20 protein-coding genes are annotated in these 24,059 nt (G+C 74.5%); 10 read left to right on the plus strand and 10 right to left on the minus strand.

Features of this window, described 5'->3' with window-relative positions; all coding sequences use genetic code 11:
• Positions 1-12: 12 nt before the first annotated feature.
• Positions 13-1,083: a CAF17-like 4Fe-4S cluster assembly/insertion protein YgfZ gene (ygfZ, locus tag FJR00_RS09410; protein WP_141338483.1), complete on the minus strand. Its 1,071-nt coding sequence runs from the start codon at positions 1,081-1,083 to the stop codon at positions 13-15.
• A gap of 104 nt (positions 1,084-1,187) precedes the next feature.
• On the opposite strand from ygfZ, the gene FJR00_RS09420 reads away from it, so the two are divergent.
• Positions 1,188-2,444 (plus strand): LCP family protein, encoded by a 1,257-nt coding sequence (locus FJR00_RS09420; protein WP_181409570.1) that lies wholly within the window; start codon positions 1,188-1,190, stop codon positions 2,442-2,444.
• A 22-nt stretch (positions 2,445-2,466) separates the two neighbouring features.
• Here the strand turns inward: FJR00_RS09420 and FJR00_RS09425 are convergent, their stop codons facing one another.
• The gene (locus FJR00_RS09425; protein WP_141338484.1) at positions 2,467-2,961 is read right to left on the minus strand and encodes a heme-binding beta-barrel domain-containing protein; all 495 of its coding nucleotides are present in this window, start codon (positions 2,959-2,961) and stop codon (positions 2,467-2,469) included.
• A gap of 42 nt (positions 2,962-3,003) precedes the next feature.
• A complete protein-coding gene (locus tag FJR00_RS09430) occupies positions 3,004-3,789 on the minus strand; it encodes a hypothetical protein (protein ID WP_141338485.1) in 786 nt (261 codons plus the stop codon).
• 68 nt (positions 3,790-3,857) lie between these two features.
• Between FJR00_RS09430 and FJR00_RS09435 the strand changes: the two genes are divergently transcribed.
• Genes FJR00_RS09435 through FJR00_RS09445 form a run of 3 tightly spaced genes read left to right on the plus strand, consistent with a single transcriptional unit; the run spans position 3,858 to position 6,580 of the window.
• The gene (locus FJR00_RS09435) at positions 3,858-4,634 is read left to right on the plus strand and encodes a winged helix-turn-helix transcriptional regulator (RefSeq protein WP_141338486.1); all 777 of its coding nucleotides are present in this window, start codon (positions 3,858-3,860) and stop codon (positions 4,632-4,634) included.
• A gap of 18 nt (positions 4,635-4,652) precedes the next feature.
• A complete protein-coding gene (gene mshD / locus FJR00_RS09440) occupies positions 4,653-5,636 on the plus strand; it encodes a mycothiol synthase (RefSeq protein ID WP_141338487.1) in 984 nt (327 codons plus the stop codon).
• Entirely contained in the window at positions 5,633-6,580 is a 948-nt protein-coding gene (locus FJR00_RS09445; RefSeq protein WP_141338488.1) for an NUDIX hydrolase, read from the plus strand. Before mshD ends, FJR00_RS09445 begins: the two co-directional genes overlap by 4 nt.
• Positions 6,581-6,758: 178 nt before the next feature.
• Here FJR00_RS09445 and FJR00_RS09450 read toward each other — a convergent pair whose 3' ends face one another.
• The 5 genes from FJR00_RS09450 to FJR00_RS09470 all read right to left on the minus strand — a co-directional run bounded on the left by FJR00_RS09450 (position 6,759) and on the right by FJR00_RS09470 (position 12,362).
• Positions 6,759-7,115: a DUF5655 domain-containing protein gene (locus FJR00_RS09450; protein ID WP_238330411.1), complete on the minus strand. Its 357-nt coding sequence runs from the start codon at positions 7,113-7,115 to the stop codon at positions 6,759-6,761.
• Positions 7,116-7,134: 19 nt separating this feature from the next.
• Positions 7,135-7,755 carry a hypothetical protein gene (locus tag FJR00_RS09455; RefSeq protein WP_141338489.1) on the minus strand — a complete coding sequence of 207 codons (621 nt, stop codon included), beginning with the start codon at positions 7,753-7,755 and terminating at the stop codon, positions 7,135-7,137.
• Positions 7,752-9,518: a malto-oligosyltrehalose trehalohydrolase gene (treZ, locus tag FJR00_RS09460; protein ID WP_141338490.1), complete on the minus strand. Its 1,767-nt coding sequence runs from the start codon at positions 9,516-9,518 to the stop codon at positions 7,752-7,754. Before treZ ends, FJR00_RS09455 begins: the two co-directional genes overlap by 4 nt.
• Entirely contained in the window at positions 9,515-11,974 is a 2,460-nt protein-coding gene (treY, locus tag FJR00_RS09465) for a malto-oligosyltrehalose synthase (protein WP_141338491.1), read from the minus strand. Before treY ends, treZ begins: the two co-directional genes overlap by 4 nt.
• 100 nt (positions 11,975-12,074) lie before the next feature.
• Positions 12,075-12,362 (minus strand): hypothetical protein, encoded by a 288-nt coding sequence (locus tag FJR00_RS09470; protein WP_075957130.1) that lies wholly within the window; start codon positions 12,360-12,362, stop codon positions 12,075-12,077.
• 191 nt (positions 12,363-12,553) lie between these two features.
• On the opposite strand from FJR00_RS09470, the gene FJR00_RS09475 reads away from it, so the two are divergent.
• On the plus strand, positions 12,554-13,633 hold the full coding sequence (locus tag FJR00_RS09475) for a helix-turn-helix transcriptional regulator (RefSeq protein WP_141338492.1): 1,080 nt from the start codon (positions 12,554-12,556) through the stop codon (positions 13,631-13,633).
• Positions 13,634-13,642: 9 nt separating this feature from the next.
• On the opposite strand, the gene FJR00_RS09480 is transcribed toward FJR00_RS09475, so the two are convergent.
• A complete protein-coding gene (locus FJR00_RS09480) occupies positions 13,643-14,782 on the minus strand; it encodes a flavin-containing monooxygenase (RefSeq protein WP_141338493.1) in 1,140 nt (379 codons plus the stop codon).
• Positions 14,783-14,925: 143 nt separating this feature from the next.
• On the opposite strand from FJR00_RS09480, the gene FJR00_RS09485 reads away from it, so the two are divergent.
• Both FJR00_RS09485 and metH read left to right on the plus strand, forming a co-directional pair.
• The gene (locus FJR00_RS09485; protein ID WP_141338494.1) at positions 14,926-15,801 is read left to right on the plus strand and encodes a formate/nitrite transporter family protein; all 876 of its coding nucleotides are present in this window, start codon (positions 14,926-14,928) and stop codon (positions 15,799-15,801) included.
• A gap of 52 nt (positions 15,802-15,853) precedes the next feature.
• The gene (gene metH / locus FJR00_RS09490) at positions 15,854-19,597 is read left to right on the plus strand and encodes a methionine synthase (protein WP_141338495.1); all 3,744 of its coding nucleotides are present in this window, start codon (positions 15,854-15,856) and stop codon (positions 19,595-19,597) included.
• 43 nt (positions 19,598-19,640) lie between these two features.
• Here the strand turns inward: metH and FJR00_RS09495 are convergent, their stop codons facing one another.
• Positions 19,641-20,495: a Rieske (2Fe-2S) protein gene (locus tag FJR00_RS09495; protein ID WP_141338496.1), complete on the minus strand. Its 855-nt coding sequence runs from the start codon at positions 20,493-20,495 to the stop codon at positions 19,641-19,643.
• A 345-nt stretch (positions 20,496-20,840) separates the two neighbouring features.
• Between FJR00_RS09495 and FJR00_RS09500 the strand changes: the two genes are divergently transcribed.
• Genes FJR00_RS09500 through FJR00_RS09510 form a run of 3 tightly spaced genes read left to right on the plus strand, consistent with a single transcriptional unit; the run spans position 20,841 to position 24,053 of the window.
• Complete coding sequence (locus FJR00_RS09500) at positions 20,841-22,034, plus strand: quaternary amine ABC transporter ATP-binding protein (protein WP_141338497.1); 1,194 nt, start codon at positions 20,841-20,843, stop codon at positions 22,032-22,034.
• Positions 22,031-23,014 (plus strand): ABC transporter permease, encoded by a 984-nt coding sequence (locus FJR00_RS09505; protein WP_141338498.1) that lies wholly within the window; start codon positions 22,031-22,033, stop codon positions 23,012-23,014. The genes FJR00_RS09500 and FJR00_RS09505 overlap by 4 nt, the downstream gene beginning before the upstream one ends.
• 58 nt (positions 23,015-23,072) lie before the next feature.
• A complete protein-coding gene (locus FJR00_RS09510) occupies positions 23,073-24,053 on the plus strand; it encodes a glycine betaine ABC transporter substrate-binding protein (RefSeq protein ID WP_141338499.1) in 981 nt (326 codons plus the stop codon).
• Positions 24,054-24,059 lie beyond the last annotated feature (6 nt).

The raw sequence follows: 24,059 nt of genomic DNA on the forward strand, positions 1-24,059 counted from the left end.
GTCCTCGGTCCCTCAGCGTGCCACGGGCGGGCGCGGGGCGGAGGGTCGTTCGCGCCGGGCCGGCTTCTCCGGGACCACGATCGCGGTCTGCGCGGCCGAGACGTCGCCCGCCAGGAGCACGGCCTCGGGGTCGCTGGCGTAGCGGACCACGCCGAGCCCGATCGGGCCCTCCTCGGCGTGCCGGGCGACGCTGGTCAGCGTGCCCACGGCACGGCCGCCCTCCACCGGCACCAGCTCGGTCCCGGGGTCGGGCAGGACGTGCCCGGACCCGTCGAGGTGCAGGAAGACGATCCGGCGCGGGGGGCGGCCCAGGTTCTTCACCCGGGCGACCGTCTCCTGACCGCGGTAGCAGCCCTTCTGCAGGTGCACCGCGGTGCGCAGCCAGTCCAGCTCGTGGGGGATGGAGCGGTGGTCGGTGTCGACGCCGGCCCGGGGACGCCAGGCGGCGACGCGCAGCGCCTCGGCCGCCCACGTCCCGGCCAGCGGCCGTCCGCCGACGGCCGCCTCGAGCTCGTCCCTGGGCACGAGCAGCTCCCGCCAGGCGCGGCCCCGGGCGGGGTGCTGGTCCTCGGGCGGTCCGTAGGCGAAGGTCTGGCCCACCTCCCGGGGCCACGGGTCGACCCAGGCGAGGGGCTCGCCGGGGGCCGACCCGGCCCCCACGGGCTCGCCGAGCACGGCATACCCCTCCGTGACGTCGGCGACCTCCACCCGGAGCATGAAGCGCATCGAGTCCAGCCAGGCCGCGACCGCGGGGGCGGCCCCGGGCTCGGTGGTCAGCCAGGTCGTCTCCCCGTCGTCGACCACGTGCAGCGCGTGCTCCACGTGGCCCTTGGGCGAGAGGACCAGGGTCTCGGCCGAGGCGCGCGGCGCCAGGCCGAGCAGGTGCTGGGTGGTCAGCGAGTGCAGCCAGGACAGCCGGTCGGGCCCGGTGACGGTGACCACGCCCCGGTGGGACAGGTCGACGACCGCCAGCCCCTCGGTCAGCAGGCGCTGCTCCTTGGTGGGGTTGCCGTAGTGGGACGCCACGCCGGCGTCGGGCCCGGTCGCCTCGACGGCGCCGGGACGGGTGAGCAGCACGCTCATGGCACGGCTCCTTCGGTGGGGGTATGGAGTGCTCCGCCCCGCCACGCTACGTCACCGGGCTCCGTGGGCCCCGGTTGTCAGTCCCGCGTCCTACACTGCCCGCCATGGGGTTCACCGACCGCTCCGCCCGTGACCGGGGCGACACCGCACCGACCCGTCGTCGCCGTCGCGGCGGTCCCCTGCGGGCGCTGACCGCGGTCGTGGGGCTCGTGGCGCTGCTGGGGGTGCTCGTGCTGGGCGGGTACGCGTTCTGGCTGCAGCGCACGGTCTCGAGCAACATCGAGCACGACGACCTGGTCGCCGAGGACCGGTCCACCATCACCCTCTCCCCCGACGTCTCCGGCGGCCAGCGCCCCGGGCAGGACGGGGCCGACGAGGAGGGCGACGGCAGCGAGCAGCCGTCCGAGACGGGCGACACCGACGGGGAGGGCAGGGTCGACGCCGAGAACGACCCGGAGGTCGCCGAGGTGGACGACGAGGTCGCCCCCATCGTCGGCGACGACGGCCAGGAGATCGACGTCACCGGCGTCGAGGTCGAGGCCAGCGTCCCGGCCCGGCCGGACGAGGCCGGCGACGCCCTGAACTTCCTCATCATCGGCAGCGACAGCCGCGACCTGTCCGTCGAGCGCGGCCGGTCCGACGTCATCGTGCTCGCGCACGTCGACGACGAGCGCGAACGGGTCGACCTCGTGCACTTCCCCCGCGACCTGTTCGTCCCGATCGCCGGGACGGGCGGCAGCAGCAAGATCAACGCGTCCTACGCCTACGGCGGCGCCCCCCTGCTCATCCAGACGCTGCAGCCGCTCATCGGTGTGCCGATCGACCACGTCGTCATCGTCAACTTCGAGAGCTTCAAGGCGATGACCGACGCCATCGGCGGGGTCAACGTCCAGGTCACCGAGGCCGGCGGCGGCTTCGACGTGGGGACCCACTACATGGACGGCGAGCAGGGCCTGCGGTTCGTCCGCGAGCGCTACTCGCTGAGCCAGGGCGACATCTCCCGCGGCGAGCGCCAGATGCAGTTCGTCAAGGCGGTCATGCTCAAGGCGCTCTCCCGGGAGACCTTGACCAACCCGGCCCGGCTGGCCAGCTTCGTCGACGCGGCCACGACCAACCTCACCGTCGACCAGGACCTGCGCGTGGGCGACATGCGCAACCTGGCCTTCGAGCTGCGCGGCCTGCGGGGCGGGGACATCCACTTCTGGCAGGGTCCGTGGCGGGGCATCGACATGCACCCGGTCGCCGGGTCCATCGTGCTCATGGCCGAGGACCAGATGGCCACCCTCGGCGAGCACCTGCGCACCGACACGATGGAGTCCTACTCCGACCCGGTCTCCCCCCGGACCGGTTTCGGCGGCTGAGGTCCGCGGGCGGCGCCCCCGCTCAGACGCGCTGCAGCTCGGCGGACACGTGCGACTGCAGGGCGTGACCGGTGGCCGCCATGTCCATGACCCACATCATGTTGCCGTTGACGTAGCCGTACATCCGGTGGGCCGCGGTGTACTCCTTGGCGTGCGGGCTGCGGATGACGCCGTCGGTGCGCAGCTCGACCCGGGCCGGCTGGGTGTGGCCGTAGTACATCTCCACGATGCCAGTCGGGTGCGCCAGCACGAGCTCCACCTCGCCGTCGGCCTGCGGCCGCCAGAACCCGGTCTCGACCGCCGCCTCCTTGACCTTGTTGCCGTGCTCGTCGAGCAGCCAGGCCCGGGAGGTCCACATGAGGAAGGGCCGGCCGTCGTGGGTGACGTCGATCTCCTGGCCGAAGTTGCGGGACTCGATCGAGGGGTAGCCGACGACCCCCGCACCGGCCCAGGAGCCGATCATCCAGGCGAGGGGGGCCAGGTCGGGGTGCATGGTGGGGTCGAGCTCGATAGGCACGCACCCATGGTAGGGGTCCGGGCGGTCGGGCCGTCGGACCGCTCAGGCGACGGCGTCGGGCACGAGGGCCAGCGCGACCAGGTAGGGCACGGCCCCGACCACGAGCACGGAGGCGATCGCGGTGACCAGCCGGGGGCGGGGCAGGGCCAGGGTCGGCAGCGGCGCCAGCACCGCCCGCACGGCCTGGCTGAGGGCGGCGCTGACCACGCCCACGAGCAGCCACGTCGTCCACGGGACGTCGAGCAGGAGCGCGACGAGCACGGCGGCCGCCCCGCCGCCGACCATCGCCAGCGGCACCAGCCAGCCCCGCAGGCCGGGCCAGCGGCCCAGGAGGTCGGTGCCGGCGGAGGCCACGGCCGCCGCCAGGGCACCGAGCACGAGGGCGGTGCCGTCGGCCGTGTGCGCGGGCGGGACCAGCAGGACCCCCACGGCGACCAGCGTGAGCGCGAGCACGACCGAGCTGACCGACACCACGAGGCGGGGCCGCCCGTCGCGGCGGAACAGCTGGTGGGCGAACGCGGCGATCATCGAGATGCTCAGCGCGGCCGGGACCCACACCAGCCAGGGCGGGTCCGCTCGGGTGCCCACGGCCAGGACGAGGGCCAGCCCGCCGACGACGATGACGCCCAGCGACCCCCGCGGCGTCGGCAGCGCCAGCGCCCCGGCCCACCCCCAGGCCAGCGCCACCACGGCCGCCGCGAGCGCGAAGGTCAGCACCGCCGGGGACACGGCCGCGGCCAGGGCCAGCACCCCGGCCACCGTGGACACGGCCCCGGCCACGTGCGCCGACGGCGTGATCCGCGGGCGGCGCGCAGGCACGGGAGGCATGCCCCCATCCTGCCGCACGCGGTCCGTGCGGGCCGGGCACGGTGGCCAGCGCGACTAGGCTGGGCCCCGTGGCCGACCTGGTCCTCCTGACGCCCCGCACCCCGGCCGACGCCGCGGTGGCCCAGGTGGCGCCCGGACTGGTCCTGCTGCCGCACCGGGTGACCGTCCTGGGGATGGACGTCGGCGCCCTGGTCTCCCGCCCCGGCCGCGAGCCGGCACTGGTCGTCGTGGACGCGGTCACCGACCTGGTCGCCGCCCACGGCGTCCTGCGCACCCTGGCCGCCCTGGAGCTGCCGGCCCCCGTGCTGGCCGTCGTCGCCGACGCCGCCCTGGGCCTGCTCGACGACAGCTGGCCCCTGGACGACCTCGTCCTCACCGGGGCCGGTCCCGCCGAGGTCGCCGCCCGCGTGCGCCTCCTGCTCGCGCGACGGCATACCCTCCCTCCGACCGGTGACGGCGGGCGCACCCGGCCCTCGGAGCACGGCGGAGGGCCGGGACCCCACGGGCGGGCGCCGTCCGCGGACGAGCCGCAGGCCATCCGCGTCGCGGACGTGGTGGTGGACGAGGCCAGCTGGACGGTCCGGGCGGGCGGGCAGGTGCTGGACCTGACCTACAAGGAGTTCGAGCTGCTGCGCTACCTCGTCGGCAGGCCAGGCCGGGTGGTCACGCGTGACACCCTCCTGCAGGAGGTCTGGGGGATGGACTACTACGGCGGCACCCGCACCGTCGACGTCCACATCCGCCGGCTGCGGGCCAAGCTCGGGCCCGAGCGCGAGTCGCTCATCGGCACCATCCGCGGCGTGGGCTACCGGTTCAGCGGCCCGCGCGGTGGCGAGGACGGGTGACCGTGCCAGACTGAGCCCATGTCTGGCCAGAGCCCCACCGTCGAGGAGCTGCCCACCCTCCCGCCCCGCCTGTCCGGCGACGTGCTCGCGCTCGCCGTGCGCGCGGCCCAGCACGACGGCGTCCGACCGCTCTCCGAGCAGACCGTGCTCGAGGCCCGCCGGTTCTCCGACGAGGTGACGGTGCCCACCTCGACGCACCTGGTGGTCACGCAGGAGGTGCCGGGGACGCCCAATCCCCGCGTCCTGGCCTACGGCCACGTCGACTGCGGGGACCCCGACCATCCCTCCGCCGAGCTCGTGGTCGACCCCGAGCACCGGCGCCGCGGCCTGGGCGGGATGCTGCTGGACCACGTGCTGCGACGCTGGCCGGACGTGCGGCTGTGGAGCCACGGCGACCTTCAGGACGCCCGGCGTCTCTACACCTCGCGCCAGCTGGTCGTCGTCCGCGAGCTGTGGCAGATGAGCCGGCCGTTGCGGGGCGAGTGGAGCGACCTGCCCGACCACGTCGAGCTGCCCGAGGGCTTCGCCGTGCGTCCCTTCGTCGTGGGCCAGGACGAGGAGCCGTGGCTGGTGGTCAACGCCCGGGCCTTCGCCGACCACGCCGAGCAGGGCCGAATGACCCTGACCGACCTGCGGGAACGCGAGCAGGAGCCGTGGTTCGACCCGCAGGGCTTCCTCGTCGTCGAGGACACCACCGACGTCGACCCCGACGGCAACGCCCGGATCGCGGCCTTCCACTGGACCAAGGTGGAACCCGCGCAGGCGGGCGGCCAGCCCACCGGGGAGGTCTACGTCGTCGGCGTCGACCCCGACTACCAGGGCCGGGGGCTGGGTCGGGCGGTGACCCTGCTGGGGCTGCAGCACCTACGCAACGTGGGGTGCGAGGTGGCCACCCTCTACGTGGACGGCGACAACGCCTCCGCGATCGCCACCTACGGCCGGCTCGACTTCGAGCGGTCGGCCGTGGACGTCATGTATGCCGCCGGGCCCGACCGGTCGTGAGCGCCGGGGTCCCGCTCGTGCGGGCCGCGGGGGTGCTGCCCCACCGGGTCCACGAAGGGGTGCTGCAGGTCGCCCTGGTGCACCGACCCCGGTACGACGACTGGTCCTGGCCGAAGGGCAAGCTCGACCCCGGTGAGGACTTCGCCACCGCCGCGGCCCGCGAGACCTTCGAGGAGACCGGCCTGCGGGTGCGGCTCGGCCGGCCGCTGCCGGAGTCGCGCTACGCCCTGGCCGGAGGCCAGGACAAGGTGGTGCGCTACTGGGCCGGGGAGGTGGTCGGCGGCGAGGGACGGCTTGAGCACGAGGTCGACGAGGTGCGGTGGATGTCGCCGACCCTGGCCGCCCGCCGGCTGACCTACGGGCGGGACCGCGACCAGCTGGACGCCCTGGTGGACCTCGCCGGTCGGCGACGCCTGACCAGCTGGCCGCTGCTCGTCGTCCGGCACGCGCACGCGCATCCGCGCAACGGGTGGTCCGGGCCCGACCCCCTGCGTCCGCTGAGCCCGGTGGGGGTGCGCCGGGCCGCGCGGATGACCGGCATCCTGGGCGCCTACGCCCCGGTGCGGGTGCTCACCAGCCCGTCCGTGCGGTGCGCGGACACCGTCGCCCCCTACTGCACCGCCCGCGGCGTGGAGCTGGTGGCCAAGAAGGGTCTGTCCGAGGAGGGCTTCGAAGAGCGGCCCGAGAAGGTCGACAAGCACCTCCGCCGGCTCCTGGCCGCGGCGGAGCCGGTCGCCGTCTGCACGCACGGACCGGTCATGGGTCCGTTGCTGCGCGCCCTGCTGGGACGCGCCGGGGCGGACCTTCCCGGCACCGACCGCCGGATGCTGGCCCGCCTGCTCGACGTCGGTCTCGACAAGGGCGAGGTGCTGGCCCTGACGATGGTGGGGGCCGGCGACGGGGCCGAGGTCGTCGCCGTCGTGCGGCACCGGCCGCCGGGCTGAGCCGCCGCCCACCGGAGGGGTGGGTGGTGCGTGCCGGACCGGGAGCGCCTCTCGGCGCGAGGCCGCTCGAAGCGGCGAATGTTGGAGCCCGGGGCTGCCGCGGCCCGGCACGCGACAGGAGACAACGAGGCGGGCCCGGGGTTTGTTCCCACCGGCACCGGGTCGTCGCCGGCCGGACTCAGTCGGCGGCCTCGTAGGCGCGGACCAGCCATCCGTCGACCTCGTCGTCGACCTCGTCGGGGGACCGCAGCTCGAGGTGGTGCATCCACGTCCTCGGGGAGGGGTGGGCCACCTCCTTCCACCGGGCGGAGGGGTCCCGGGCGGGCAGCACGACCGAGAGGACGGCGGGCACGTCGCTGCGGACGTAGCGCCCGGGCCGCCACACGAAGGCGAAGCCCCGGCGGCGGCGGAAGGCGACCTGGCTGCGGGACACCCTCACCTCGGCCGGCCCGATGGCCCGGACCGCCCGGTCGACCTCCTGGAGGATCGACATCCCCTCGGGGGAGCCGGCGAAGAGCTCCTCGGTGCTCACCACGGCGGGCCGACCTCGCCCGCTAGTGCAGCGACCCGCGGCGCCACAGGCGGGCGCACGCCTGCAGGTCGTCGGCGGTGTCGCGCATGCGGGCCGCCCGGCGCACCTGCTCGCCGGGGATCTCCCCCGGTCCGGGCTCGGCGAGGCCGACCGCCGCCACGTGGCAGAACGCCGAGGCCCGCTCCAGCGCCAGGCCCAGGTCCCCGTCGAAGACCCCGGTGAGGATCTCCTCGGTGAGCCGGCGCAGCGCCTGCGGGTCCGGGGGCTCGGCGACCCCGGCCACCGCGGACCAGACCTCGGTGTGCGAGCGGCCCAGGGTGAACAGCCGCCCCACCTCCTCGGGCTGGCGCAGCACCCACTCGTGCAGCAGGTAGAGGCGCCACAGCGCCCCCGGGAGGGTCCTGGCGGGGCGGTCGGCCCACATCTGGGCCACCGTCGCCAGGCCGACCTCGGACACCAGGTTGACCAGCCGGTCGGTGATCAGGGGGTCGCCGCTGTCCCGGCCCCGCCCGACGACCAGCTGCGCGGTGCGGTGGGCCGCGTCCGCCACGTCGAGCGGGTCGACGCCGTCCGCGGCCGCGTCCAGCGCCTCCGGCGGCCGCAGCGTCGGCCGGTGGAACGGCCGCCGCTCCCCGTCGCTCACGACCAGCCTCCGACCACGGCCACGGAGTCGGCGCCCAACAGGAGGCGGTCCTGCTCCACGGACACCTCGCCGAACCGGGCGAGCACCTCCGCCTCCCCCGGCAGGTCGACCGTGGCCGTGCCCTCCCGCAGCAGGACGAGCACCCGGACCGCGCCGCGTGCCACGGTGAGCAGCTCGCCCCCGCCCGCCGGCTCACGCCGTACCTCGGCCTCGCCGAGCGGGGTCTCCCGCAGGGCGGGCCTCTCCCGGCGCAGGCGCAGCAGGGTGCGGTACCAGTCGAGCATCGTGGCGTGCTCCCCGCGGTGCACCTCCTCCCAGCGCAGCGTGGACGCGGCGACCGTGCCGCGGTCCTGCGGGTCCGGCACGTCACCGGCCCACCCGTGCTCGGCGAACTCCCGCTCGCGCCCCTCGCGGATGGCCTGCGCCAGCCAGTCCTCGGCGTGGTCGGTGAAGTACTGCCACGGGGTGGACGCGGCGTACTCCTCGCCCATGAACAGCATGGGGGTGTAGGGCGAGGTGAGCAGCAGGGCCGCCCCGGCTGCGTGCCGCCCTGCGGGGATGCCGTGGTGCACCCGGTCCCCGGCGGCCCGGTTGCCGATCTGGTCGTGCGTCTGGAGCGAGGCCACGAACCGCCAGCCCGGCGTCACCCGCGGGTCGACGGGACGCCCGTGGACCCGCCCCCGGAAGGTCGAGTACGTCCCGTCGTGCAGGAACGGGCTGCGGCCCAGGACCTTGACGGCCGCGTCCGGGTCGGTGAAGTCGTGGTAGTAGCCCTGCGACTCCCCGGTGAGCAGCACGTGCAGCATGTGGTGCACGTCGTCGGCCCACTGGCCGTGCAGCCCGTAGCCGCCGGAGCCCCCCGGCCCGCGGAGCGCCACGAAGGAGGGGTCGTTGCGGTCCGACTCGGCCACGAGCGTGCGCGGGACCCCGGTCTCCCGGGCGATCTCGTCGGCGAGCGCGGCCTGCTCCTCCAGCAGGTGCACGGCCCGCTCGTCGTGCAGGGCGTGGACGGCGTCCAGCCGCAGGCCGTCGAGGTGGTAGTCCTCCAGCCAGAGGCGCACGTTGTCGAGCAGGAAGGCGCGCACCTCGTCGCTGCCGGGCCCGTCGAGGTTGACCGCGTCGCCCCAGGGGGTGTGGTGGCGGTCGGTGAAGTAGGGGCCGAACTCGGCCAGGTAGTTGCCGCTGGGACCGAGGTGGTTGTGCACGACGTCCAGCCAGACGGCCAGGCCGCGGGCGTGCGCGGCGTCGACGAGCCGGGCCAGCCCCTCGGGGCCGCCGTAGGTCTCGTGCACGGCGTAGAGGTCCACCCCGTCGTAGCCCCATCCGTGCCGGCCGGGGAAGGCGGCCACCGGCATGAGCTCGACGACCGTGACGCCGAGGTCGACGAGGTGGTCGAGGTGGTCGACGACCGCGTCGAAGGTGCCCTCGGGGGTGAACGTGCCCACGTGCAGCTCGTAGACGACTGCGTCCCGCAGCTCGACGCCGTTCCATCCGTCGTCGGTCCAGGCGAAGGTCCCGGTGTCGACGAGCGCGCTCGGCGCGTGCACCCCGTCGGGCTGCCGGCGGGACCGTGGGTCGGGCCGTGGGTCCCCGCCGTCGAGGGCGAAGGCGTAGCGACCGTCGCCGGGGTCGGTGCTCAGCGCCCACCAGCCGCCGTCGACCTGCGTCATGGGTTCGACGCGGGGGTCCTGGACCCCGACGTGCAGGTCGACCCGCTCGGCGTCCGGGGCCCAGACGCGGTAGGTGTGGGCGGAGGAGGTCATCGAGGTCCTTCCTGGAGGTCGCGGGCACGGACGAGCAGGGCCACGGGGAACCGGTCGAAGACCTCCCGGGCCAGCACGCCCTCGTCGCCGACGTGGTGGTCGCGGCCGGTCAGCGCGTCGGTCCACACGTCCGGCGGCAGCGGGACCCGGGTGTCCCGCAGGCCGCCGGCGGCGCCGAGCGCGCGGGGGGCCCGGATGGTCAGGGTGGCGGCGACGCCGCCGCGGAGGAAGCCGAGCACGTGCGGCCCGGCCTGGACGGGGGCGTGGTCCGCGCCCGGTCCGTAGGCCTGGGGCAGCCAGCTGCGCAGCCGCAGGGTGCGGGAGGTCACCCACAGCACCTCGTCGGACAGGTCGCGCAGGTCGCCCCCGCCGTCGACCCGGCGCAACCGCTCCATCCGCCCGTCGTAGTCGACCGGTCGGCGGTTGTCGGGGTCGACGAGCGAGAGGTCGACCAGCCCGGCCCCCTGGTAGGTGTCCGGCACGCCCGGCACGGTGAGCTGGACGAGCTTCTGGGTCAGCGTGAGGGTGCGCACGGTGGGCTCGTTGTCCCGCAGCGCCGCGCCGATCGCCTCGCTCACCTCGCCCTCGGAGACCATCTCGCTGGCCAGGGCCGTCACCCGGGCCTCGTAGGCCTCGTCCGGCTCGACCCAGCTGCTGTGCAGCTTGGCCTCGCGGACGGCCTTGGTGAGGTAGGCGTGCAGCCGCTCCTCGGACACCCGGCCGGCGCCGACGAGGGTCTGCCAGACCAGGTGGGCGGTGGGCGCGTCCACCCCGTGCCGCTGGGCCGCGGCGGCCCCCGCCGCCGAGAGGGCCCGCCAGGCGTCGGCGTCCCCCGCGACCGCCAGGATCCGGGCGCGCACGTCCTCGCTGCGCTTGGTGTCGTGGGTCGACAGCGTGGTCATGCCCCGGGGCCAGTGCCGGGCCTGGTGGGCGGCCCAGGCGTGAAGGACGTCCACGTCCGGGTGCTCGCCCCGGGACGGGTCGGCACCGACCTCGTTGAGCGCCACCAGCCGGTGCCAGCGGTAGAACGCGGTGTCCTCGATGCCCTTGGCCATGACCGGCCCGGTCGTCTGCTGGAAGCGCACGCACAGGTCGGCCGCCGCGGCGGGGTCGGCCCCGTTCCCCTCGGGGTGGAGCAGCACCTCGGCGAGGGCGTCCACCTCGGCCAGCAGGTCGGGCCGGGTCTCCCGCGCCCGGTCGACCGCCTCGAGCAGGGGCGCCCTCAGCTCGGGCGGGTCCTCCAGGCCGGGCCGGATGTAGGCCCGGTAGGCGTGCACGTCCACGAGCAGCTCGGCGAGCGCCGCCCGCAGCCGGTGCTCGTCGTGCCCGGGCAGCGCCTCGACCGCGCGACGCACCAGCCGACCCATCTCCGGCTGCAGGAGGGCCTCCACGGCCTGCCGCTTGCACCGGTCGACCTCCACGTCGAGGTCGGGCTCCCCGCCGGTGGCGAACCACGCCGTCGACACCGCGTCTGCGGTCGTGGGGTCCACCAGCGCGGCGGTGATCGCGGCGTTGGCGTCGTAGCCGGTCGTGCCGGCGCACGCCCAGCCGCGCGGCAGCCGCTCGTCGCCCTCGAGGATCTTCTCCACCCACACGGGGGTGCCCGGACGCACCGAGGAGGCAAGGCTCTCCAGGTATGCCGTGGGGTCGGCCAGCCCGTCGGGATGGTCGATGCGGAACCCGTCGACGACGCCGTGGTGGTGCAGGTCGAGCAGCTCGGCGTGGGTGGCCTCGAAGACGTCCCGCTCCTCGACCCGCACGCCGATGAGCTGGTCGACCTCGAAGAACCGCCGGTAGTTGAGGACCTGGGCCGCGTCCTTCCAGAAGCCCAGCCGCCAGTGCTGGGCCTCCAGCAGCGCCGGCAGGTCGTCCAGCAGGTGCTCGGTGCCGGGGGCCACCGGCCAGACGTGGTCGAAGTAGCGCACGACCGGCTGACCGGTGATGCGGCCCTCGCCCTCGTCCTCCCGGCCCCGGTCGACGGTGAGCTCGCCGGCGGCGAGCACCTCCTCCAGGGGGGCGCCCAGGACAGGCAGCCCGAACCGTCCGTCGAGGTGATCCCAGTCGACGTCGAACCAGTGGGCGCGGGCCGCGCGCCGGCCCTCGCGCAGGGTCTCCCAGACGGGCGCGTTGCGCCACAGCGGCTCGACGAGCGCCATGTGGTTGGGGACGATGTCGACGACCACCCCCATGCCGCGGGCGTGCGCGGCGTCCGCCAGGCGGGTCAGCCCCTCGCGACCGCCGAGCTCGGCGCTGACCCGGGTGTGGTCGAGCACGTCGTAGCCGTGCTCGGAGCCGGGCACCGCGGTGAGCACGGGCGAGAGGTAGAGGTGGCTGACGCCGAGGGCCTCCACGTAGGGCAGGACCGCCTCGGCGTCGGCGAAGGTGAAGCCGGCGTGCAGCTGCATCCGGTAGGTGGCGGTCAGCGGGCGGCGGTCGGGGGCGTTCGGGTTCGTCATGGCTGCTCCAGTGTCCCAGCAAGGACGGGCCGACGACCATTCCGCGCGACGGCCGCCGGACCCGTGGGGTCCGGCGGCCGTCGTCGTGCGGGGCGGGCGCTCAGGCGGTCGGCTCCTGCGGCTGCAGCGTGAACCCGACGCCCTCGGCCGTCTGGGCGGCGTCCAGGGTCTGGTCGGCCAGCGCCGGGACGGTGTCCTCGGCCACGTAGACCGGGGCCTGGGTGCTGGGCACGGCCTGGTCGGTGGGCTCCGGCTGCGGCACGAGCGCCACCTGCAGCTGGGTCTGGTCCTCGGCCAGGGACAGCCGCAGGCCGGCGGTCTCGGGCATGCCCTGCTCGGAGGTCAGGCCCTTGACGACGGCCTGGGCGTTCTCGGTGACGGTCAGCATGGTGGTCTCCTCATCGTCGGTGCGACGACCGGCCGGGGGCCGGTCTCGACGCCCACGGCCACCACGGGAGGTGGTGGGTGCGCACGCGCCTCGGACCGCTCCACCCTGTCCCACCGCCCGGGGGGCCTGGCAAACGCGGGTCGCCGTCCACCCTCGACACCCCACCGTGCGGGCGGGCAGAATGGGCGTCCATGGCGCTGCGTCCGCGCGCGGACGACGACCGGCTCGTCGAGCAGGTCGCCGCGGTCTGCGCCCGCGCCCAGGAACCGCTCCTGCTGCTCGAACGGGTGGCGGCCGCCGTGCGCCGGCGCGTGCCCTACGACTCCGCCGGCTGGCTGCTCGTGGACCCGGACACGCTGCTGATCACCGGCGTCTACGAGGAGGACGTGCCCCGGGAGGCCCAGCTGGCGCTGATCGAGCTGGAGCTGACGGCCGAGGACGTCAACAAGTTCGTCGACCTGGGCCGGGCCCGGGTGCCGGCCGCCGCCCTGAGCGCGACCACCGAAGGGCACCTGGACCGCTGCGCCCGGTGGACCCGCGTCTACGGCCCGGCGGGCTTCGGCGACGAGCTGCGTGCGGTGTTCCGCACCGGGCGGGTGCTGTGGGGCCACGCCTGCCTCACCCGCCGGGCGGACCGGGCGTGGTTCTCCCGGCTCGAGGTCGAGCTGCTCGCCCGGCTGTCCCCGCACGTGGCCCACGGCATCCGCACGGCACTGCTCCTCCACGAGAGCTGGGCCGAGGACCGGGCGGACGGACCCGCCCTGCTCGTCCTCGACGACGACGGCCGGGTGGAGTCGGCGACGCCGGAGGCGATGGACCGGCTGGGTCCGGTCGAGGACGGGCGTCTCGACGCGTCGGTCGTCGTGCACGAGGTCGCCGCCCAGGCACGGGCCCTGGCGGACCGCGGGGCGGGGGGCCCTCCGGCCGTCGCCCGCACCCGGGCCGCCACCGGCGAGTGGCTGCTCGTGCGGGCGACGAGGCTGGCCGGCGACGTCGGGCGCACGGCGGTGCTCGTCGAGCCCGCCCGCCGTTCCGACGTGGCTCCCCTGCTGCTCCACCTGCACGAGCTGACCACCCGCGAGCGCGAGGTGACCTGCCTGCTCCTGACCGGGATGGCCACGGCCGACATCGCCCGGGAGCTGTGGATCACCCCCGAGACCCTCCGCGGCCACGTCAAGGCCGTCTTCGCCAAGCTGGGGGTGGGCAGCCGGGCCGAGCTCTTCGCCCGGCTCTCCCACGAGCCGCCGGTGCGGTCCGCCCCCGGGTCGTGACCGGGGGCCTCAGGCGGGCACGGGGACCGGTTCCGGGTCCCGGGCGATGCCGCGGGCGGCCGTGCGGGCCAGCCGTCCGACGTAGCCGGTCAGCCCGGGCCGGTAGACGTAGCCCACGAACCGCAGGCCCGGGGCCGCCTCCCCGCCGTCGGCGACGCGGGGCATCCCGCGGTCGTCGAGCACGCCGAGGTGACCGACCAGCTCCGGCAGGGCGGTGCCGAAGCCGGTGGCCAGGACGAGGTCGTCGACCTCGACCCGCCCGCCGTCGGCGAGCCGGGCCCCCGTGGCGTCGAGCCCGGTGACCGCGGCGACCACCCGGATCGACCCGTCCCGGATCGCCTCGACCGTCCCCCGGTCGACGATCGCCGTCCCCGCCCCGCGGGCCATGAGGGCGGCGATCGCCCCCTCGGGCGCCGGCGGGAGCCCGTGGGCGGTCAGGTCCCCGACGGTCAACCGCTGCATCCGGGCGAGCATCGCGTCCACCACGGGCACGGGCAGCCGGAAGAAGACCGGCACCGGCAGGTCGGTCGGCAGCCCGCCGCTGGCCCTCAGCAGCAGGTTCGGCGGGGTGCGCACCGACAGCACCACCTCGCGGGCACCGTCCCGGGCCAGCTCGGCGGCGATCTCCATGCCGGAGGAGCCGCCTCCGACGACGAGCACCCGCCGACCCCGGTAGGGCAGCGGGTTCCGGTAGTCGGCGGAGTGCACCACGCTCCCCCGGTAGGTGGTGCCGGTGGCCCAGGCGGGCAGGGCGGGTCGGTTGGCGATGCCGGTGGCCACGACGACGTGCCGGGCGGCCATCGGGCCCGCGTCGGTCCTCAGCGTCCAGCCCTGCCCGCCGGCGGGGTCGACCCGCCCCACCGTCACGCCGGTCCGCACCGGGACGTGGTGACGCGCGGCATACGCGTCCAGGTAGTCCACGTACTGGTCCCGCGTCGGGAACCAGCCGTACGCCCTCGGGAAGGGCGCTCCCGGCAGGGCCGACCACCACCGGCTCGTGTTGAACCGCAGGCCGTCGTAGCGGCCGGCCCAGGCGGCCGCCGCCCGGTCCCCGCGCTCCAGCACGGTCGTCGGTATGCCGCGTCGCAGCAGCTCCGCGGCGGTCGCCAGCCCGGCGGGGCCGCTGCCGATCACCAGCACCTCGTCCATGTCGCCTCCTCGGTCCGCCACCGGTGACGGCGGCTCCCCTCCAGGCTGGCCCGGCCGGCGCACCCGGGACACCCCCCGGCTGGGGGGTCCTGCCGGCCCGGCGGACCTAGCATGGGCACCCACCCCGGCACCCAGGAGGCACCATGAGCGCGGCCCGCTCCCGTCCGACCGACGACAAGGTCGCCCAGGACCGGGACGGCCGGGTCGACCTGGCCTCCGACCGGCCCGAGCCGGAGGTCGTCGACTCGTTCGAGGGGACCGCGACGAAGGGGGCCGAACGGCTGCACCGCAGCTGGCGGGCGCTGCTGACGACGGGGTTCTTCGGCGGCCTGGAGATCGGCCTGGGCATCCTGGCCTACCTGGCGGTGCTGCACGCGACCGGCGACCACCTGCTGGCGGGGGTGGCCTTCGGCATCGGTTTCGTGGCGCTCTACCTGGCACACAGCGAGCTGTTCACCGAGGGCTTCCTGCTGCCGGTCATGGCGATCTTCGCCGGCCGGGGCACGTTCCTGCAGCTGCTGCGGCTGTGGGGCGTCACGCTGCTGACCAACCTGGTCGGTGGGTGGGTCTTCATGTGGCTGGTGGTGCAGGCCTTCCCCGAGTTCACCGAGGTGCTCACCGACAGCGCCCGGCACTTCGTCGACGCCCCGCTCGACCTGCGCGCAGTCGCCCTGTCCCTGCTGGGCGGATTCGTCATCACCGTCCTCACCCGGATGCAGGAGGGCACGGACTCGGACGGGGTCAAGGTCGTCGCGGCGTTCGCGGCCGGCTTCCTCCTGGCCGGGCTGAGCCTGTTCCACTCCGTGCTCGACTCGATCATCATCTTCGGCGCCATCCACGCGGGGGCGGCGGTGGGCTACGGCGAGTGGCTCGCCTGGTTCTGGTACGTCGTGCCCCTGAACCTGCTGGGCGGCCTGGTCTTCGTCACCGCCCTGCGGCTGGTGCGGGCCAGCGAGCTGCCCGAGGTGCCCGGGCCGGACGCCGGGACCGGACCGGGCGAGGACGGCCGGCGGCGCTGAGCCGCGGCCCACGGGATTCGGTCCCCGCCGGGGCGGCACCTACAGTGGGCAGGTGCCGCCTGCAGCCGACCCCACCGAAGCATCCCGCCACGAGCACCCCCTCAGGGCCGCGGCCCGCCGAAGGATCCTCGTCCTGGACGGGGGTTACGGGTCGATGCTGCAGCAGGTGGACCTGGACGAGAGCGACTTCCACGGGACCGGGCCGGTCTGGTCGACGCACGCCGCCACCACGCTCAGGGGCAACTTCGACCTCCTCGGCCTGACCCGCCCGGACGTCGTCGCCGAGGTGCACCGCGCCTACCTGCGCGCCGGGGCCGACATCCTCACGACGAACACCTTCAGCGCGACCTCCATCGCCCAGGCGGACTACGACACCCAGGACCTGGTCCACGACATGAACGTCGCCGCGGCCCGCGTCGCCCGCCGGGCCGCCGACGAGGTGGCGGCCGAGGACGGGCGGGCCCGGTTCGTCGCCGGCTCGCTCGGCCCCACGAACCGGACCGCGTCGCTGTCCCCCGACGTCGAGCGGCCCGAGGTCCGGGCCGTCACCTACGACCAGCTGCGCGCGGCGTACGCCGAGCAGGCGGCGGCGCTCCTCGAGGGCGGGGTCGACCTGCTGATGGTCGAGACCGTCTTCGACACCCTCAACGCCAAGGCGGCGCTGCACGCGATCGCCGACGTGCAGGAGGGCCGTCTGGCCTCGGGGTCCGCCGACGGCCCGGTGCCGGTGATGCTCTCGGGCACGATCACCGACGCCTCCGGCCGCACCCTCTCCGGCCAGACGCCGGAGGCGTTCGCGGTCTCCACCGAGCACGTGGACCTGTTCTCGCTGGGCCTCAACTGCGCGCTCGGCGCCGAGGCCATGCGCCCGCACCTGCGGGACGTCGCCGCCGCCACCACGGCCCTCACCTCGGTGCATCCCAACGCGGGCCTGCCGAACGCCTTCGGCGGCTACGACGACACCCCGGAGGAGATGGCCGAGGTCCTCGGCTCGATGGCCCAGGAGGGGCTGCTCAACATCGTCGGCGGCTGCTGCGGGACCACCCCCGACCACATCCGCGCGATCGCGCAGGCCGTCGCCGACGCGGCACCCCGCACCCCCGCCGGCGGCACGCCGTACCTGCGCACCTCCGGCCTGGAGGCGTTCACCCTCACCCCCGACGTCAACTTCGTCAACGTCGGCGAACGGACCAACATCACCGGCAGCCCGAAGTTCGCCCGGCACGTCCAGGAGGGCGACTGGGACGCCGCGGTGGCCGTGGCCCGGCAGCAGGTGGAGGCCGGCGCCCAGCTCATCGACGTCAACGTCGACGAGGGCATGCTCGACGGCCCGGCGACGATGACCCACTTCCTCAACCTGCTGGCGGGCGAGCCGGACGTCGCCCGCGTGCCGGTCATGATCGACTCCTCGCGCTGGGAGGTGCTCGAGGCCGGGCTGCGCTGCCTCCAGGGCAAGGGCATCGTCAACTCCCTCTCGCTCAAGGACGGCGAGGAGGAGTTCCTGCGGCGGGCGGCCGTCGTGCGCCGCTACGGCGCGGCCGTGGTCGTCATGGCCTTCGACGAGCAGGGGCAGGCCGACACCCTGGACCGCCGGACCGCGGTGTGCGAGCGGGCCTACCGGCTCCTGACCACCCCGAGCGCGACGCTGCCGGACCCCTTCCCCGCCCACGACATCGTCTTCGACCCCAACGTGCTGACGGTGGCGACCGGCATGGAGGAGCACGACCGCTACGCCCTGGAGTTCATCGAGGCCACCCGATGGATCAAGGAGAACCTTCCCGGGGCGCTCGTCTCCGGCGGCATCTCCAACGTGTCCTTCTCCTTCCGGGGCAACAACACCGTGCGGGAGGCCATGCACTCGGTCTTCCTCCTCCACGCCATCCGTGCGGGCCTGGACATGGGCATCGTCAACGCGGGGATGCTCGGCGTCTACGAGGACATCGACCCGGTGCTGCGCGAGCACGTCGAGGACGTGGTCCTGGCCCGCCGCCCGGACGCGACCGAGCGGCTCATCGAGCTCGCCGAGCGGATCAAGGCGCAGACCGAGGACGCCGGCCCCGGCGGGGGCGGACCGTCGGCCGCCGCCGCGGCCAAGCTGGCCTGGCGGGACGCGGACGTCACCGAGCGCCTGCGGCACGCGCTCGTGCACGGCATCGACACCTACGTCGTCGAGGACGCCGAGGAGGCCTACCAGCAGCTGGGCTCGGGCCTGCAGGTCATCGAGGGCCCGCTCATGGCCGGGATGGACGTCGTCGGCGACCTGTTCGGCGCGGGGAAGATGTTCCTGCCCCAGGTCGTCAAGTCCGCCCGGGTGATGAAGAAGGCCGTCGCCCACCTGACCCCCTACCTGGAGGCCGCCGCCGCCGAGACCGGCGGCCGGACCAAGGGCCGGGTCGTCATGGCCACCGTCAAGGGCGACGTGCACGACATCGGCAAGAACATCGTGGGCGTCGTGCTGGGCTGCAACGGCTACGAGGTCACCGACCTGGGCGTCATGGTGCCCGCGGAGAAGATCCTGGCCACCGCGGACGAGATCGGGGCCGACGTGGTCGGGGTCTCCGGTCTCATCACGCCCAGCCTGGACGAGATGGCCTCCCTCGCCACCGAGATGCAGCGTCGCGGCCTGACCACGCCCCTGCTCATCGGCGGGGCCACGACCTCGGCCGCCCACACGGCCGTCAAGATCGACCCGGCCTACGAGGGCACCGTCGTGCACGTCGTCGACGCGTCCCGTGCCGTGGGCGTGGTCGCCGACGCGATCAACCACGAGGAGAAGCTGCGCGAGCGCACCGCTCTCACCTACGCCCAGCTGCGCGAGCGGCACGCCGGCAAGAAGGTCTCGCTCGTCCCGCTCGAGGCGGCCCGCGCCAGCACCCGTGCCGTCACCGGACCGGTGCCGGCCACGCCCTCGCTGCTGGGCACCCAGGTGCTGGAGCCGACGCTGGCCGAGCTCGTCGCGGTCGTCGACTGGACCCCGTTCTTCACCGCCTGGGAGCTGCGCGGCTCCTACCCGCGCATCCTCGACGACCCCAAGGTCGGGGAGCAGGCCCGCACCACCTGGGCCGACGGGCAACGGTGGCTGGAGCGCATCCTCGACGAGGGCCTGCTGCGCGCCCGTGGCGTCGTCGGGCTGTGGCCGGCCCGCCGCGACGGCGACGACATCCTCGTCGACACCGGCACGGGCGCCGGGGACGGTCCCGCCGGACCGGTGCGGCTGCATACCCTGCGGCAGCAGCGGGAGCGCTCCCAGGGCGGGTATGCCGCGCTCGCGGACTTCGTCGCCCCCGAGGGCGACCACGTGGGCGCCTTCGCCGTCTCGGTCCACGGGGCCGAGGAGCTGGCGGCCCGGCTGCGCGAGGAGCACGACGACTACGGCGCGATCATGGTCCAGGTGCTGGCCGACCGGCTCGCGGAGGCGTTCGCCGAGTGGACCCACCGGGAGGTCCGCACCAGGCTGTGGGGCTACGCGCCGGCGGAGGACCTGCCGGTCGAGGACCTGGTCAAGGAGCGGTACGACGGGATCCGCCCGGCACCCGGCTACCCGGCGCAGCCGGACCACACCGAGAAGTTCACCCTGTGGCAGCTGCTCGACGCCGAGCGTTCCGCCGGGATGGTGCTGACCGAGCACGGGGCCATGAGCCCCAACAGCGCCGTGTCCGGACTGATCCTCGGCCACCCGGAGTCGACCTACTTCGCCGTGGGACGGATCGGTCGGGACCAGCTCGAGGACTACGCCGGGCGCAAGGGATGGTCGCTCGAGGAGGCCGAGCGCTGGCTGGGTCCGCTGCTGCGCTGAGCCCTCGGGGGTCGGCCCCCGACCGCCCGTTCTGGACCGGGGTTCACGGGCGGGCGCGGACCTCCACCCGGTCGCCGGTCTCCCGCACGTCGTACGCCGGCTGCGGCACCGACGCCGGGCCCCGCTCGACCGACCCGTCGGCCAGGTCGAAGCGGCTCCCGTGCCACGGGCAGACGACGCAGCCGTCCTCGACGGTGCCCTCGTCGAGCGGCCCGCCGAGGTGGGTGCAGGTGGCGGCGAGCGCCCGCAGGACGCCGCCGGACCGGGTGAGCACCACCGGCTCGCCGGCGACGTCGACCCGCACCAGCCCCTCCCCCACGTCCTGGGCGGCGGCCACGTCGGTCCACTCCCGCGGGGCCGGCTCGTGGTCCATCGTCCGGCTGACGGCGACACCCTGGGCGTAGACGAGGTGACCGCCGAGGTAGCCGGCCGCCCCCAGCCCGGCCAGGCCCACCATGGACAGGGCCGCGCCCGTGCGGTGGTGGCCGGCGGCCCGGGCGACCCAGCTGGCGGCGAACACCCCCGCGGCGGCGCCGTTGGCCAGGGCGTGCACGAGCCCGACCCGCATCGGCCGCTTCGCCGACCCCAGCTCGGACCAGTCCGCCCAGCCGGAGGCGACCGTGGGGACGGTGGAGAGCAGCGCCGCCCCGACCAGCCGTCGGGCCGCCGCCCGGTCGTCCTCGTCGCCCAGGACGTCCAGCAGGGTCGCCCCGACGTTCATGCCGATCGGCAGGGCGACCAGCAGCGGGTGGAGGGCGTGGCCCAGCGGCCGTCCGTGGAGGACGTCCTTGACCGGCCCGGGAGGCAGCACCGTGTTCACGGTCGAGCGGGCCGACTCGACCGCGTCGTCGAGGGCCTGCTCGTTCTCCAGGCGCTTCATCAGCGGGGTGAGGAACATTGCGCGTCGACCTTCCGTCTGGACGGGCGGACCCGCAGTGGTCCGCCGGTGCCGGCGAGTCTAGCCAGCCGAGGCCGGGGACGCCCGGTGGGACGGGACCCGCCCCCGGGCGTCCCATTCCCCCGCTCTCGTCACGATCCCGCAACGGACGGATCACGGTGTGATCACGGAACGGTTTCCACTTGGCAAATTCCCGCGGCCATCCCCTACTGTCGAAAGGCGGCCCGTCCTCGCGCCGCCGGCGACGACCACCGCCCCCGGGGCTGATCCGGGCGGGCGGGACACCCGGTCCGCCAGGACGCGCCCACGAGCTGTGCCCACGACCACCGACCGAGGGATCATCCTGTGCCACTCCTTGCCGCGGAGCATCTCTACAAGATCTTCGGCCGCCGACCCCAGCGGGGGGTCGAGGCCCTGCGCAACGGGGCCACGCGCGCCGAGCTCCGCGCCGACGGGCTGACCCCCGCCGTCATCGACGCCTCCTTCGAGGTCTCCCCCGGCGAGATCTTCGTCGTCATGGGCCTGTCCGGCTCGGGCAAGTCCACGCTGATCCGGATGATCAACGGCCTGCACCCCGCCACGGCCGGCGAGGTCGTCATCGAGGGCGAGAACCTCTCCGCGCTCAAGGGCGAGGCGCTGCGGCGGGTACGCCGCGAGAAGATCTCGATGGTCTTCCAGCACTTCGCCCTGCTGCCGCACCGCACCGTCGGCGAGAACGCGGCCTACGGCCTGAAGGTGCAGGGCATGTCGCGCAGCGACCGGGAGGCCCGCGCCGACCGCGCCCTGGAGATGGTCGGGCTCAAGGGCTGGGGCGAGTCCCTGCCCGGCGAGCTGTCGGGGGGCATGCAGCAGCGGGTGGGCCTGGCCCGGGCGCTGGCCGCCGAGACCGACATCCTGCTCATGGACGAGGCGTTCAGCGCCCTCGACCCGCTCATCCGGCGGGAGATGCAGGACCAGCTCGTCGACCTGCAGCAGCGGCTGGACAAGACCATCGTCTTCATCACCCACGACCTCAACGAGGCCATGCGCCTGGGCGACCGGATCGCGATGATGCGCGACGGCCGGATCGAGCAGATCGGCACCGCCGAGCAGATCCTCAACGACCCCAGCAGCAACTACGTCGCGCAGTTCGTCCAGGACGTCGACCGGGCCAAGGTGCTCACGGCCGGTGCGGTGATGGAGCGGCCGGAGTACGTCATCGGGGCCGAGCAGGGCCCCCAGCAGGCGCACAAGCTCATCCGCGAGCACCAGCTCGACGCGCTTCCCGTGGTCCGCCGCGACCGCACCCCGGTCGGGGTCGTGCTGCCGGGCGAGATCGCGGCCGCCGTCCGCGACGGACGCACCGACCTTCCCCTGACCGAACGCAGCGCGAGCACCGTCACGCTGGACACCCCGTTGGCCGACCTGCTCGCCGACGCCGCCCGCCGGACCAGCCCCCTGCTCGTCGTGGACGACCAGGGTCGGCTCGCCGGGCTCATCCCCCAGGTGACGCTGCTGACCGCGCTGTCCAACCACCCCGCCGAGGAGGTGTCCCGATGAGCACGGCCGAGGAGAGCATGCTGCCCCGCGTCCCCGTCGGCGACTGGATCGACACTGCGTTCGACTGGATCGACGACAACCTCAACATCCTGCTGACCCTCTTCCGCGACGTGATGACCTTCGTCGTCGAGGGCCTGGTCGACCTGCTGATGTGGCCGCCGCCGCTGGTGATGGTGGCCCTGTTCGCGCTGGTCGCCTGGCTGGTCTCCTCCTGGCGGCTGGCGCTGGGCACCGCCCTGGGGTTCGCGCTGCTCATCTCGATGGACATCTGGCTGCCCTCGATGCAGACCCTGGCACTGGTCATCGTCGCCACGATCGTCGCCGTGGCCCTGGCCGTCCCGCTCGGGGTGCTCGCCGCCCGCAACGACGCGGTGAGCGCCGTCGTGCGGCCGGTGCTGGACTTCATGCAGACCATGCCCGGGTTCGTCTACCTGATCCCGGCGGTCACCTTCTTCTCGATCGGCCTGGTGCCCGGGATCTTCGCCACGATCATCTTCGCCCTGCCGCCGGGGGTCCGACTCACCGAGCTGGGCATCCGGCAGGTGGACGCCGAGACCGTCGAGGCGGGACAGGCCTTCGGCGCCTCGCCGTGGCAGATCCTGCGCGGCATCCAGATGCCGCTGGCGGTGCCGACCATCATGGCCGGGGTCAACCAGGTCATCATGCTGGCCCTGTCGATGGCGGTCATCGCCGGCTTCACCGGCGCCGACGGCCTGGGCAAGCTGGTCGTCGAGTCGATCGCCCGCCTCAACACGCCCCTCGGCGTGGAGGCCGGCATCGGCGTGGTGATCCTGGCCATCTTCCTGGACCGGGTCACCTCGGCCCTGGGCAACCCGGGCCGGCACGCCGGCTCCCTGCTGGCCCGGCTGCGGGCGCGCCGCACCGCCGCCGGAGGCCCCCAGCCGACCACGACCTCGGAGCCCGCCTCCGGGACGTCCTCCCCGAGCACCACCGAGACCTCCGTCCGCGCCGGCACCTGAGCCCCGCGACGACGGCACCCCCGTCCGTACGACCTCTACCGAAAGGAACGATCCGATCATGAGGACCACCACCCTGAGGCGCGCCAACGGGCGCCGCACGACCGCGCTCGTCGCCAGCCTCGCCACCGCCGGCCTCGTGCTGGCCGCGTGCGGCGACGGCGGCGAGGACACCGCCGCCGAGGACACCGGCAGCGACGACACCACGACCGAGGAGACCGAGGACGCCGCCGCGGGCGGGGCCTCCGGCGAGATCACGCTGGGCTTCCTCCCGTCCTGGACCGACGGCCTGTCCACCGCCTACCTGCTGGAGAACCAGCTGGAGGAGATGGGCTACACCGTCGAGATGGAGACCCTCACCGAGCCGGCGCCGCTCTACGCGGGCCTGGCCAACGGCGACGTCGACATGTACCCCTCGGCCTGGTCCGAGGTCACCCACGCCGACTACATGGAGGAGTACGGCGACAGCATCGAGGACCTGGGCAGCTACTACGACAGCGCGGTGCTGACCATCGCGGTGCCGGAGTACGTCGACATCGACTCCCTGGAGGAGCTCGCCGACAACGCCGACCGCTTCGACGGTCAGGTCATCGGCATCGAGCCGGGGGCCGGTCTGACCCGCGTCACCAACGAGAGCGTCTTCCCCACCTACGGGCTGGACGAGGAGTTCGAGCTGGTCACCTCCTCCACGACCGCGATGCTCACCGAGCTGCAGAACGCGGTGGAGAACGAGGAGGACATCGTCGTCACCCTGTGGCGTCCCTTCTGGGCCAACGCCGAGTTCCCGGTCAAGGACCTGGAGGACCCCGAGGGCGCCCTGGGCGACCCCGAGGCCCTGCACTTCCTGGGCCGCGAGGGCTTCGCCGAGGAGTTCCCCGAGGCCGCCGAGTGGATCGGCCAGCTGAAGCTGGACGACGACCAGTACGGCTCGCTGGAGGACATGGTCGTCAACGAGTACGGCGAGGGCAACGAGGCCGAGGCCGTCGAGGCCTGGATCGAGGAGAACCCCGACGTGCTCCCGGAGCTGCCCACCTCCGGGTGAGGTGCG

The organism is Ornithinimicrobium kibberense, from assembly GCF_006519705.1.
Lineage (GTDB): Bacteria > Actinomycetota > Actinomycetes > Actinomycetales > Dermatophilaceae > Ornithinicoccus > Ornithinicoccus kibberensis.